14 protein-coding genes, 1 pseudogene and 1 other annotated feature are annotated in these 12,480 nt (G+C 51.0%); all 15 genes and pseudogenes read left to right on the plus strand.

Going from position 1 to position 12,480, the window contains the following annotated elements; genetic code table 11:
- Positions 1 to 443, plus strand: a pseudogene (locus tag DEALDRAFT_RS17600) (IS30 family transposase); the annotation flags it as partial.
- Between the two features lie 116 nt (positions 444 to 559).
- Positions 560 to 827, plus strand: a binding site (T-box leader).
- Between the two features lie 46 nt (positions 828 to 873).
- Positions 874 to 2,328, plus strand: coding sequence for an anthranilate synthase component I (trpE, locus tag DEALDRAFT_RS02065; RefSeq protein ID WP_008514406.1), 1,455 nt, complete (start codon positions 874 to 876; stop codon positions 2,326 to 2,328).
- Positions 2,329 to 2,901: an anthranilate synthase component II gene (locus tag DEALDRAFT_RS02070; protein ID WP_008514407.1), complete on the plus strand. Its 573-nt coding sequence runs from the start codon at positions 2,329 to 2,331 to the stop codon at positions 2,899 to 2,901.
- Positions 2,898 to 3,932, plus strand: coding sequence for an anthranilate phosphoribosyltransferase (trpD, locus tag DEALDRAFT_RS02075; RefSeq protein ID WP_008514408.1), 1,035 nt, complete (start codon positions 2,898 to 2,900; stop codon positions 3,930 to 3,932). Before DEALDRAFT_RS02070 ends, trpD begins: the two co-directional genes overlap by 4 nt.
- A complete protein-coding gene (trpC, locus tag DEALDRAFT_RS02080) occupies positions 3,910 to 4,689 on the plus strand; it encodes an indole-3-glycerol phosphate synthase TrpC (protein ID WP_008514409.1) in 780 nt (259 codons plus the stop codon). Before trpD ends, trpC begins: the two co-directional genes overlap by 23 nt.
- Entirely contained in the window at positions 4,686 to 5,291 is a 606-nt protein-coding gene (locus tag DEALDRAFT_RS02085; protein WP_008514410.1) for a phosphoribosylanthranilate isomerase, read from the plus strand. Before trpC ends, DEALDRAFT_RS02085 begins: the two co-directional genes overlap by 4 nt.
- Positions 5,288 to 6,469: a tryptophan synthase subunit beta gene (gene trpB, locus DEALDRAFT_RS02090; RefSeq protein ID WP_008514411.1), complete on the plus strand. Its 1,182-nt coding sequence runs from the start codon at positions 5,288 to 5,290 to the stop codon at positions 6,467 to 6,469. The genes DEALDRAFT_RS02085 and trpB overlap by 4 nt, the downstream gene beginning before the upstream one ends.
- Positions 6,469 to 7,311, plus strand: coding sequence for a tryptophan synthase subunit alpha (gene trpA, locus DEALDRAFT_RS02095; protein ID WP_008514412.1), 843 nt, complete (start codon positions 6,469 to 6,471; stop codon positions 7,309 to 7,311). The genes trpB and trpA overlap by 1 nt, the downstream gene beginning before the upstream one ends.
- Complete coding sequence (gene aroF, locus DEALDRAFT_RS02100; protein WP_008514413.1) at positions 7,271 to 8,071, plus strand: 3-deoxy-7-phosphoheptulonate synthase; 801 nt, start codon at positions 7,271 to 7,273, stop codon at positions 8,069 to 8,071. The genes trpA and aroF overlap by 41 nt, the downstream gene beginning before the upstream one ends.
- A 108-nt stretch (positions 8,072 to 8,179) precedes the next feature.
- The gene (locus tag DEALDRAFT_RS02105; RefSeq protein WP_008514414.1) at positions 8,180 to 8,383 is read left to right on the plus strand and encodes a DUF1858 domain-containing protein; all 204 of its coding nucleotides are present in this window, start codon (positions 8,180 to 8,182) and stop codon (positions 8,381 to 8,383) included.
- Positions 8,384 to 8,458: 75 nt separating this feature from the next.
- Positions 8,459 to 8,812 (plus strand): P-II family nitrogen regulator, encoded by a 354-nt coding sequence (locus DEALDRAFT_RS02110; protein WP_008514416.1) that lies wholly within the window; start codon positions 8,459 to 8,461, stop codon positions 8,810 to 8,812.
- A 27-nt stretch (positions 8,813 to 8,839) separates the two neighbouring features.
- Positions 8,840 to 10,015, plus strand: coding sequence for a cation:proton antiporter (locus DEALDRAFT_RS02115; RefSeq protein ID WP_008514417.1), 1,176 nt, complete (start codon positions 8,840 to 8,842; stop codon positions 10,013 to 10,015).
- A gap of 30 nt (positions 10,016 to 10,045) precedes the next feature.
- Entirely contained in the window at positions 10,046 to 10,915 is an 870-nt protein-coding gene (locus tag DEALDRAFT_RS02120) for a DMT family transporter (protein WP_008514419.1), read from the plus strand.
- A gap of 164 nt (positions 10,916 to 11,079) precedes the next feature.
- A complete protein-coding gene (locus DEALDRAFT_RS02125; RefSeq protein WP_008514421.1) occupies positions 11,080 to 11,916 on the plus strand; it encodes a hypothetical protein in 837 nt (278 codons plus the stop codon).
- A gap of 11 nt (positions 11,917 to 11,927) precedes the next feature.
- Positions 11,928 to 12,479 (plus strand): hypothetical protein, encoded by a 552-nt coding sequence (locus DEALDRAFT_RS02130; protein ID WP_143753347.1) that lies wholly within the window; start codon positions 11,928 to 11,930, stop codon positions 12,477 to 12,479.
- The last annotated feature ends 1 nt before the right edge of the window (position 12,480 follow it).

A 12,480-nucleotide genomic window follows, 5' to 3' on the forward strand; every position in this document is an offset into this window, starting at 1 on the left:
CAGTCAGAGGCTCAATCTGCTTCTGACACTCCTTGAGGGAAAGAGCCGGGTTCTTTCTTATACGACGACTCGAAGAGCACCACTGTAGAATGTGTAAACGAGGCTCTAGTGGCTCTACAGAGAGATTACGGGGATGATTCGCCCAGGTATTCCAGACGATTACAGCAGATAACGGCAGTGAGTTCTCTGGTCTGTCAGACCAGCTCAGTAGCCTCGGTAGTAAAGCGTACTTTTGCCATCCGTACAGCTCCTGGGAAAAGGGTGCCAATGAAAAGCACAACAGCTTAATACGAAGGTTCCTTCCCAAAGGAACGTCATTTGCGGATCTCACACCCGAGTCCGTCGCCCGTATACAGAATTGGTGTAACAATCTTCCTCGGAAGATTCTTGGGTATCTTACACCATTACAAGCTTTCCACGCCGAAAGACTTGCTGCTGCTTGACTTCTCACCGGCACGGTGGGGTGGTGCATTCGCTATTGCAATTGAGGCGGGTACAATTCATGTCTGCCTGTGTAAAAAAACAGTTGACATTTAATGTCTGCCGTGCTAGACTTTTTACAAATACGATGATCGGGAAGAGTAGACGGAGAGGAAGTTTTCTCAGAGAGCCGGCGTAGGTGAGAGTCCGGTAAAATGACCGCCGTTGAATGGGCCCGTGAGTAGTGGACCGAAACAAGAGGAGTAGGCTCCAACGGAATGTTCTCACGTTACCGGGAACGGGGTATCGGACGTCTTTTGATTTGTCCCGTACCTGTCTAAGAGGGTCTGTTTATATTTACAGGCCAATTAAGGTGGCACCGCGAAAGCAGGTCTTTCGTCCTTCTATGGACGGAAGACTTTTTTTATTTTCTTAAAAACAGGAGGGTCTGTCATGAATCTGGCGGCAACAACGGTACGTAATGCAAAGATGGTCACACTGCATCGCTCCCTGGTGGGAGATTTGGAAACCCCTATCTCCGCATTTATCAAACTTTGCCCGAAAGGCCCGTCTTTCCTTTTGGAAAGCGCGGCAGGCGGTGAGCAGGTAGCCCGCTACTCTTTTTTGGGCTACAACCCCTTTTTAGTAGTGAAGGGGCAGGGAATGGAAGTGGAGATGACTTGGTCTGACGGCCGCCGGCAAACCACAAAGCAAGGCCCTTTTCAACAGCTACGAACCCTTTTTGAAGAGTACGCCCTGCCGGCCCATCCGGCCATGCCCAGATTCTGCGGCGGTGCGGTGGGGTACTTCGGCTACGATAACGTTGGATTGCTGGAGCCGGTGGGAACATCGCCCCAGGAAGACGAACTGGGCTTACCCGACACTTACCTGCAGTTCATGGAGAACATCCTGATTTTTGATCATTTCACCCATAAGCTGCATCTGGTGGTAAACCGTCCTGTCTTGGAAGGCGAGAGTGCCGCATATGCCGAAAAGGCTGCCCGCAATTCAATGCAGCAGATGGCAGAAAAGCTCTCCGGTCCGCTACCTGATATACACGAAACAACAAAAGGGCAGCCGGTGGCAGGCATCCCTAAGGGCAACCTCACCGAAAGCGAATTTACAGAGCGGGTTAAAAAAGCCAAGGAATATATCAAAGCCGGAGATATTTTTCAGGTGGTACTGTCACAGCGCTTTGCCGTTCCCATCAGCGAAGAGCCCTTTGCCATTTACCGGCGGCTGCGCAGCCTTAATCCTTCACCGTACATGTTTTTGCTTAACTTTCCAGACGTCACTCTGGTGGGGGCTTCCCCGGAGATGCTGGTCAGGGTGGACGGAGAAACAGTTACAACCCGGCCCATTGCCGGTACCAGGCGTCGGGGCCAAAGTGAGGCAGAAGACCGGGAGTTGGAAGAGGACCTGCTAAACGACCCCAAGGAGCTGGCGGAGCATGTGATGCTGGTGGACCTGGGCCGAAACGATATCGGGCGCGTAGCCCGCTACGGAACGGTAAACGTCAAAGAGTACGCTAAAGTGGAGCGCTTCTCTCATGTGATGCATCTGGTCTCGGAGGTGACCGGTGAGCTGGCACCAAAGCAGAAAGCCATGGAAGCGCTGGAGGCCTGCTTTCCCGCCGGCACCCTCTCCGGTGCACCCAAAGTCCGGGCCATGCAGATTATAAATGAGCTGGAAACGGTAAAGCGCGGACCCTATGGCGGCGCGGTGGGATATTTGGACTTTGCAGGGAACATGGATACCTGTATTACCATCCGCACCATGGTGATAAAAGACAACACCGCCTATATCCAGACCGGAGCCGGCATCGTGGCCGATTCGGTTCCGGAAGCGGAATACCAGGAAACAATTCATAAAGCCAAGGGCATGTTTGCCACACTGGGGGTGCAGTAGATGATTGCCGTTATTGATAATTACGATTCCTTTACCTATAACCTGGTACAACTGTTGGGAGAGCTGGGTGAGGAGCTAAAAGTATACAGAAATGACCGCTTTACCATAGAGGAATTATCCGAACTAAACCCGCAGGCTATAGTAGTCTCTCCGGGACCCGGCGTTCCGGAAAATGCCGGCCTGTCGGTGGAGGTCATCAAAGAATTTTGCGGTAAAGTCCCCATCCTGGGAGTGTGTCTGGGTCATCAGGCCATCGGCCACTGTTTCGGCGGCAAGGTTGTGCGGGCACCGGAGGCCATTCACGGCAAACCATCTCAGGTTTACCATTTTGGCGATCCACTATTTGCGGGACTGGGCAGTCCTTTTAAGGCAGGCAGGTACCATTCTCTCATCATTGACCGCCGGTCCTTTCCCCATTGCCTGGAGATTACCGCAGAAACTGAAGACGGTATTGTCATGGCTTTGCGCCATCGGGAGTACCCGGTAATGGGCCTGCAGTTTCACCCCGAATCCATCATTACTCCGGAAGGCCGGACAGTACTTAAAAACTTCGTGAGAGGTGCGGTAGCATGAAAGAACTATTAAATAAATTGTGCCTGGGAACAGATTTAACAGAGATGGAAGCGCAGTCGGCCATGGCCTCCATTATGGACGGTGAGGCCACGCCGGCTCAGGTGGCGGCCTTTCTGGTGGCATTGAAGATGAAGGGAGAAACTGCCGGAGAAATTTATGGCTGCGCAAAAGCCATGCGCCAACGGTCGCAAAAAGTTCAGTCCGGGCGTGCCAATCTCACCGATACTTGCGGTACCGGCGGAGATGGTCGCGGCACTTTTAACATCTCCACCGCAGCCGCCCTTATTGCTGCCGGTGCCGGGCTGGCGGTGGCCAAACACGGTAACCGTTCCGTCTCCAGCAAATGTGGTTCCGCCGACGTGCTGGAAGCGTTGGGAGTAACCCTGGAGTTAACTCCAAAGCAAATGGGCCTCTGCCTGGATGAGATCGGCATTGCCTTTCTGTATGCACCGGTTCTGCACCAGGCCATGAAACATGCCGCAGGCCCCAGAAAAGAAGTGGGAGTACGCTCAGTATTTAATCTGTTAGGGCCCCTGACAAACCCGGCAGGAGCCAAGCGCCAGGTAATGGGAGTATATGCCCCGCAGTTGGCAGAGGTGATGGCCAATGTACTGAATTTACTGGGAGCAAAACGTGCTTTAGTGGTCCATGGCTCCGACGGCAGCGATGAGTTGACGCTGGCGGGAAGTACTCTGGTTTGCGAATTAAAGGAAGGCCGGGTCAGCAAAAGAGAGCTGACACCGGAAAATGTGGGACTGAATCGTTCTGCACCCGATGCCCTGTCGGGCGGGGGGCCCCAGGAAAACGCCCGCCTTATACTGGAAGTATTGGAAGGCAAACCCGGCCCCTACCGTGATGTGGCGGTGTTAAATGCAGCGGCTGCCCTTTATGTGGGTGAGCAGGCAGAAGATTTGTCAGATGGGGTACAAATGGCGCAAAAAGCCATCGACAGCGGCGCGGCCATGGAGAAGCTGCAGGCGCTGCAGCGCTTTACGGGAGGGAATAACAATGCTCTTGCAAATTGCAGCTAAAAAACGACTTCGGGTGGACGAAGCCAGAAAAAAAGTTCCGCTGTCGGAGATTGAAAAGAGGCTGGAACAGGCCGAGGCGCCGCGACCGTTTTACCAGGCGCTGCTTATGCCGGGAATGTCGGTGATAGCCGAAGTAAAAAAAGCATCTCCGTCCAAAGGAGATTTTGGTCTGACCCTGACGGTGGAAGAATTAGCAAGAGCGTATGAGTCAGGCGGTGCCCGGGCCATTTCGGTGCTGACTGAAGAAGATTTCTTTAAAGGGTCTGCCACAGATTTGGTCAAGGTGAAAAGTGCCGTAACTTTACCGGTTTTACGTAAAGATTTTATTATAGACAGTTACCAGCTCTATGAGTCCCGCGCCCTGGGAGCGGATGCGGTCCTTCTCATCGCCGGGTTTCTACCGGAAAAAGAGCTAAGGGCGTACCTGCAAATCTGTGACGAGTTGGATCTGGCAGCTGTGGTGGAAACGCACAGCGCCGATGAAATCCAAATGGCCCTGACCGCGGGAGCGCGTATTGTGGGGATTAATAACCGCAACCTGCAAAACTTTACCACCGATGTGAACCATACACTACAGCTGGCCCCGCAAATCCCGGATAATGTCCTTTTGGTCAGCGAAAGCGGGATTGAAAGCGCAGTGGATGTGCATCTGCTGGGTGCCGCCGGAGCAGATGCGGTGCTGGTGGGAGAAACGCTGGTGCGCTCTGCAAATCCCACCGCCAAAATCAGGGAATTAACGGGGAGGAAGTCGGCATGACCCGGATAAAAATCTGCGGTATAAAAAACGTGGCCGATGCACTGTACTGTGCAGAAGCGGGAGCCGATGCGGTGGGCCTGGTTTTTGCCCACAGCCCGCGCCAAATTGATGTGGCCACAGCCCAAAAAATCTGTGCGGCACTGCCGCCCTTTATCAGCAGGATCGGTGTTTTTGTGGACACGGATATTGAGTCGGTAGAAAGAATCTCCCAAACATGTGGCCTGACGGCACTACAGTTTCATGGCAACGAAGATGAACAGTACTGCCAAAGCTTTACTTTACCGGTGTTAAAGGCAATCCGGGTAAAGCAGGCAGAAGACTTAAACGGCCTGGCCGGGCATCCCGCTTCCGCCGTGGTGCTGGATACTTTCCATCCCACCCTGGCCGGTGGTACCGGAGAACCTTTTGACTGGAATCTGGCACAAACTGCTTTACCCAAACCGGTAATTCTGGCCGGAGGCCTGACCCCTCAGAATGTGCAGGCAGCCATCGGGAAACTAAAACCCTACGCAGTGGATGTATCCAGTGGGGTAGAGACAAACGGAGCTAAAGACAGGGACAAAATTAAAGCATTTATAGATCAAGTACGGAGGTGCGCATGATGCAGGTAGCAGGAAAGTTTGGTATTTATGGCGGCCAGTATGTTCCGGAAACCTTAATGGGGGCCCTGCACGAACTTGAAGAGTCTTATAACATTCTAAAAGAAGATGTGAGCTTTAAGAAAGAATATACCGATATTTTACAAAATTACGTGGGCCGTCCCACACTTCTCTATAAGGCAGAAAAGCTCAGCAAACACTTAGGCGGTGCAACAATCCTTCTTAAGCGGGAAGATTTAAACCATACCGGAGCCCATAAAATTAACAATGCTCTGGGCCAGGCTCTGATTGCCCGCCGCATGGGTAAAAAAAGAGTGGTGGCTGAAACCGGTGCCGGTCAGCACGGCGTGGCCGCCGCCACCGCTGCGGCACTTTTGGGGCTGGAATGTGTGGTATACATGGGCGAAGAAGACATTAAACGACAGGCGCTCAATGTGTTCCGCATGAAAATGCTGGGAGCTTCGGTAACGCCTGTTACCTCGGGCAGCCGCACCTTAAAGGATGCCACCAATGAAGCCATTCGTGACTGGGTCACAAACGTACGGGATACGTTTTATGTACTGGGCTCTGCCACAGGTCCCCACCCCTATCCCACCATGGTGCGCGATCTGCAAAGCATTATCGGGCTTGAAGCCAGAAAGCAGGCTTTAGAGATGACGGGGCGCCTGCCGGATATTCTGATAGCCTGTGTAGGCGGCGGCAGCAACGCCATCGGCTTGTTTCACCCTTTCCTGGAAGATGATGTCCACATGATTGGTGTGGAGGCTGCCGGCAAAGGCGTTGAAACATCAGAACATGCCGCCACCATGACCAAGGGGACGCCGGGGGTACTGCACGGCACTCTCAGTTACCTGCTGCAGGATGAAAACGGTCAGGTGGCACCGGTCCATTCTGTATCCGCCGGACTGGATTATCCCGGCGTGGGACCGGAACACAGCTTCCTCAAAGACAGCAAACGGGTTGAGTACGTCTCGGTAACCGATGATGAAGCTCTGGAGGCCTTTGGCCTTCTGACCCGGGAAGAGGGAATTATCCCGGCGCTGGAAAGCAGCCATGCACTGGCCCACCTGGCTAAAATTGCGCCACAGTACAATTCGGACACCATAATTCTTTTAAATCTATCCGGCCGCGGCGATAAAGATGTGGAAACGGTGGCTAATCTTGCGGGGGTGAAGCTCTGATGAATAAACTTGAAAACAAACTGGAAAAGATAAAGGCTTCCGGCCAAAAAGCATTGATTCCTTTCCTCACCGCCGGTGACCCGGACTTGTCCGTTACTGAAAAACTGATGGTCACCCTGGCGGAAAACGGAGCCGATGTTATAGAGCTTGGTATTCCTTACTCCGACCCGCTGGCAGACGGACCGGTACTGCAACTGGCTGCCGGCAGAGCGCTGAAGGCCGGGACCACAACGGACGGAGTATTGGATTTGGTAAAGCGCTTTCATAACTACAACGACACACCTGTGGTGCTGCTGGTCTACTTTAATCAGATTTATAGCCGGGGAATAGAAAGGTTTTGCCGTGAAGCGGCACAGGCCGGGGTGAGCGCTCTGGTGGTGCCGGATCTGCCCTTTGAAGAAGCAGCAGAACTAGACTCTGCCGCACAAGCTGCCGGCCTCATCAATATCCGCTTTTTGGCACCCACCACCACAGATGAGCGGTTGGAGAAAATCTGCAAAAGTGCCCGGGGTTTTATCTACTGTGTCACCGTTACCGGCGTGACCGGCAAGCGCACTGCCATGGATCCGGCGGTGGAAAGACTCCTGCAGCGGGCCGCAAAGTTCACCGCTGTTCCCCTGGCACTGGGTTTTGGAATCTCAGATCCCGGCCAGGCCAAAATTGCGGCCCAATCCGGCGACTGTGTAATTGTGGGTAGTGCGCTGGTGCAAAAGATAGCAGAAGCTAACGGGGAAGCAAAGTATGATGTGGCCGGATCCTTTATCCGCTCACTTAAATCAGCCATAGAAGAGGGGGAGAGCCATGGAGGCCATCAAAACCGAAATTGTTCAGCATGTGGTTAATGTAAACGGTCTGCAAATAGGCGGCGGAGAACTGGTGGTCATGGCCGGTCCCTGTGCGGTGGAAGACGAAGAAACTCTGCTGGCCGCGGCAGGTGCGGTAAAAGAGGCGGGAGCACAGGTGTTGCGCGGCGGCGCCTATAAGCCCCGCACCTCCCCCAAAGCATTTCAGGGCCTGGGGCAGGCAGGGCTTGAGATGTTGGCTAAAGCGGCCAAAGCTACAGGCCTGGCAATAGTAACCGAGGTAATGGATACCAGAAATGTAGATGAGGTGGCGGCGGTTGCCGATATCCTGCAGGTGGGCTCCAGAAACATGCAAAACACCGCTCTTCTTAAGGAAGTGGGTAAAACTAACAAACCGGTGTTGTTAAAACGGGGGATGTCCTCCACGGTGGAGGAGTGGCTTTTGGCTGCCGAATATATCCTGGATGCGGGTAATCCCGATGTTATCCTGTGTGAACGGGGCATCCGCACCTTCGAGACGGCACTGCGCAACACTTTAGATTTAAGTGCGGTTTCCCTGTTAAAGGAGCTTTCCGGCTTGCCGGTGGTGGTAGACCCCAGCCATGGGACGGGAAAGCGCAGCCTTGTTGCACCCATGAGCCGTGCTGCGGTGGCAGCCGGAGCCGACGGGTTGGTTATTGAAGTGCATCCCAACCCGGAAAAAGCTTCCTGTGACGGGCCCCAATCCCTGACACCGCCGGAATTTGCCGGTTTGATGGGGCAGGTGCGCCGCGTTCGGGAAGCTCTGACGGTTAATTAAACCAATGGCAAAAAGAGCAAAGCAAGAGAGCGAATCAGCAAGCTTTCTTGACGATTTATGACAGGGGGAGTAGAATGGTAATAAGACAAGCGTAAAGGAGAGGAACTGATGAGCCCCAATGACTTTAAAGTTACCAAAGAAATGACCATTGCCGAAGTGCTGCGCCAAAACCCCAACACCGCTCAGGTCCTGATGCGCCATGGCATGCACTGCTTAGGCTGTGCCACCGCCGCCGGGGAAACCATTGCTCAGGCCGCCGTTGTACATGGAATTGATTTGGACACACTATTAAGGGAATTAAATGAAGCCTAACTAACAAAATACCGCGTATGCGGTATTTTTCACATCAGGTAAGCAAAAAAGTTAAAAAGTTGGAGGTGTCCGCCAATGGATATGCTCACCATCATTCTTAATAACACAGAAGACTTAGATGCAGTCCTGGAAACTTTATTGAAAGTAGGAGTCCGGGGTGCAACGGTAATTGACAGTTCCGGAATGGGCCGTACACTATGCACAAAGGTTCCCCTCTTCGGTGGAATCCGTAATCTTTTTGAGGACTGCCGCCCCAATAACGTGACCATTTTTTCCGTTATAAAAGATCCGGGCAAACTACGCAATGCCATTAATGCGGTAAAGAAGACCATGGGGGATCTGGAGCGCCCCGGTGCCGGGTTCATGTTTGTGGTTCCCGTTACCGAGGCTTATGGCTTTGCCCCTGAATTAAACGGACATGATGAATAAACTGACCTCGAATTGGAAGTGAACATTATGATTGAAAACCAGGCTTTAGCCATGGCTTTGGCACTGGCCGGAGGCTACGGTGCAGCCCTGGCTGTCAAACGCCTCAAACTACCTTCGGTTACCGGCTATATACTCATTGGGCTATTGTTTAGTCCGTCGCTGTTAAACCTGATTACTGTCGAGATGAGTCAGCAGTTCGACCTGGTTAAAACACTGGGTCTTGGTGTAATTGCCTTTATCGTTGGTGCGGAGCTGGAAATTGAGCGGATTCGCAATATCCGTGCCGCCATTATTCTCTCCAGTGCCGGGTTAAGTATTGTAACATTCGGTGCAGTTTTTATAGCCATGTATTTTCTTGCCGGCCTGCCGCTGCCCATCGCCCTTGTTCTGGGCGCCACCGCCACCGCCACGGCTCCGGCCCCGGTGATTACCGTAATTAAGGAAGTTCGCGCCACCGGAACCCTGGCTCGGACACTACTGGGCATAGTGGCCATGGCCGATGCTTTTGCCATTTTTCTTTTCGGAATTATCTCCGCGGTGGTGGCTACAATGCTTGCCGATATTAATACCGTTTCCGGCGCAGCTTTTGTTGAAACAGGCCAGGAGCTGCTGGGTTCTGTTATCATCGGAGTTATCTCCGGCCTTATTCTGGTGTATCTGGCTAAAAGTGCGGGAGACAGAAAGCACATTCTGGTGGTTACCCTGTCGGTAATTCTTTTTAACAGCGGGTTGTCTCAGATGTTTCATCTTTCCCCGCTACTTGTCAACCTCGTTACCGGTTTTACCCTGGCAAACCTGGCCAGACGTCCTGCCACGGTATTTGCTTCCCTGGAAGGAATAGAGTTGCCCTTATTTATTGTTTTCTTTACTCTGGCAGGTGCCAGCCTGCGCCTGGATGTACTGGTAGCTAACTGGCAGGTAGCACTTATCTACATTCTGGCCCGTACCATCGGCATCGTAACGGGCGTTACAGCTGGAGCTTCCTTTGCCGGCGTTGACCCCAAGCTGCGTCCCTTTCTGGGCAGGTCACTGCTTTCCAAAGCCGGTGTTACCATTGGACTGATTCTATTGGTTCAAATCCGCTTTCCCGAAATTGCTCCCATGGTAACCGCCGTGGAACTGGCAGCCATCAGTGTCTTTGAAGTAGTGGGGCCGGTAATTACCAGAAATTCCTTGTTCGCAGCAGGAGAAGCCACAGAATAAACTAATACATGCCTATAATTGGAGAATTAAATGGATAAGAGTAAAGCCGGATTTATTTTCGTTATCCTGGCCGGAGCCCTTTGGGGCACCACCGGTACCATCAGCAAGTTTATTTTTGAGTTTGGCGTTGATCCACTGACGTTATCACTTCTGCGCATTGTGATCAGCTTTGTTTTGCTATACGCTTTTGCCATAACCACCAAACGCCGGCTCCACTTTAACCAGGAAGACTTTCTCTTCTTTCTGGCATTTGGCGCCATCAGCGTTGCCGGGTTTAATATTTTTTATCTAACCGCCATCCAGTTAACCACCGTTACCACCGCCGTAATTCTGCTCTACACCGCCCCGGCCTTTAGCTTACTGGCCGCCCGGCTGGTGCTTAAAGAACCTTTAACCAAACAGAAAATAATGGCCTTGGTACTTACCGTAATCGGTATCTTTCTGGTAGTAGAGGGGTATCGTCCCGGACAACTACTTCTAAACATTCCCGGAGTCCTCTCCGGGTTAGGAGCCGGACTCACCTTTGGTATTTACGGCATCTTCAGTAAAGGCGCTTTTCAGCGGGGCTACGGTACATTGGAGACGGTAATTTTGGCCTTGGGCACCGGCATGCTGGTCTTGCTGGTTCTCCGCCCGCCCTGGCTTTTAACACCCCTGGTGGCCGAACCCATGGCCCTCTGGCTTTTGGTGGTAATGATTGCCGTCTTTTCCACCATGCTGGCCTACGTTTTCTTTGTCACCGGCCTGGTCCATGTGGAAGCAGGAAAAGCCACATTGGTTGCCGCCGTAGAACCGGTGGTGGCCATCATCGCCGCCATAATATTCTTAAATGAAACCATGACCTTTTTACAATTTATCGGCGTACTGGCCGTTCTCACCGCAGTTCGCGGACAAAGATAAGTTCCTGCCACAGGCAGGAACTTTTTTATTACTATAGAAAAGTGTTAATATCTAACAATTGCTTTAAATTATATAAACTTCAGTTTTTCTTTCGCAGATTTCAGTAGATAAACTTATAGATTATCTTCGCAGCAATTAGGTTGATAGATATTAAGGGGGTTGAAATGTATCATATTAGTTTCCTGGTAGTTAACATGCTGCTGGCCGGATGGGTTGCTTCTGACGCACATAAGAGGAACAAAAGTGGTGCTTGGGGCATCTTTGTGTTCTTTACAAGCTTTGTTGGTTTGCTCATTTATATTGTAGTACAGGAAGGGCTCCAAAAAGAGGGGTTGGAGCTACCTGTGGCTGTCAAAGGGATTTTAGTGTTTTGTATTCTGAGCCTTATTGCCAATGTGGTTCTCTTTTCAATGGCTACAACTGCCCGCAATGAAGGTGCGATCCTAGCCAGAGAGCAGATTGTCAGGCAAGGTGCTACCCTGCAACAAATTGCTGTTTCCATGGAAAAATTACTGGAGGATCCCGATGATGGAGAGGCTTTAAGCAGGCTTGGGGCATATTCTAATCAGGCACTGCTTAGCAGAATTAGCTACTTTACTGACGATGAATTTGTAAATGAGTTATTCGAGTTAACCTATTATTCAAAAATGATAGTAAATAACTATTTATATCAAGAGGGAATAGGAAACTTATCGCAAAAGCAAGTAGAAGAACTAAAAGCCTATCAGAAAAATCTTAGAGCTATGGCCCAAGAGCTGAACTCAATGTATTGGGATTTGCCACCCGAGGCAGGAAACAGGGCATATAAGCAAGCAGAAGCGGAAATCCTCAGCAAGCTGCAGGATATTAATGAAGAAAACAGGGGCTTTAGCGTGATAAAAGAGAGCGATTTTGTCATAACACAAGGTGACACAGGGGGAAGGTTGGAAAAGCAAATCTCTGGACTTTCAATAATTATACAGGGCAGGGGAGTGTTGACAGAATTAATAAACACAAATTAGTGGCATTATTATTGATTTTAAGCCTTGTTGTCAACCTATACCTAATCTATCAGATGAGCATTTTTAGACGCAGTCAGGATAGTTTATGGTATGATTTGCAAGTATCCCGCATAATTGCTTTGCAGCAATTGAGTACCAGGCTTGACAATGTTCTGGAGGCTCCAGATAATGAGGTGGAAGTAAGTAGACTGATAGGTGATTTTGCTACTACACGTGCTTTGAGTGGTAATATGAACGTACTTAGCCAGGAATCACCAGAGTTGAGAGAGGCCCTGGATTTGCTCTCTGGGCAAGCTTTCATTATTCATGAAAGATACTTTTTACAACTACAGTTTCGCAACGTTGGTGAGGAAGAACTGCAAAAATTAGCAGATTTTCAGACAACCTTTGCAGCAGCAATAAGTGAATTAGAAGAATTGCGATTACAAGCATTAGAAAGCGGAAATGCAGAAAGATACATTAGAAAGAACGTTTCTGGTGTAGTAGAGAGTATTCGCCCATATCTTGACAAGAACGAAGAAATCGTTGATAACTTTAGGACTGAGATGATTTACCTTCCTTAAT

The sequence above is a fragment of the Dethiobacter alkaliphilus AHT 1 genome, assembly GCF_000174415.1.
GTDB lineage: Bacteria > Bacillota > Dethiobacteria > Dethiobacterales > Dethiobacteraceae > Dethiobacter > Dethiobacter alkaliphilus.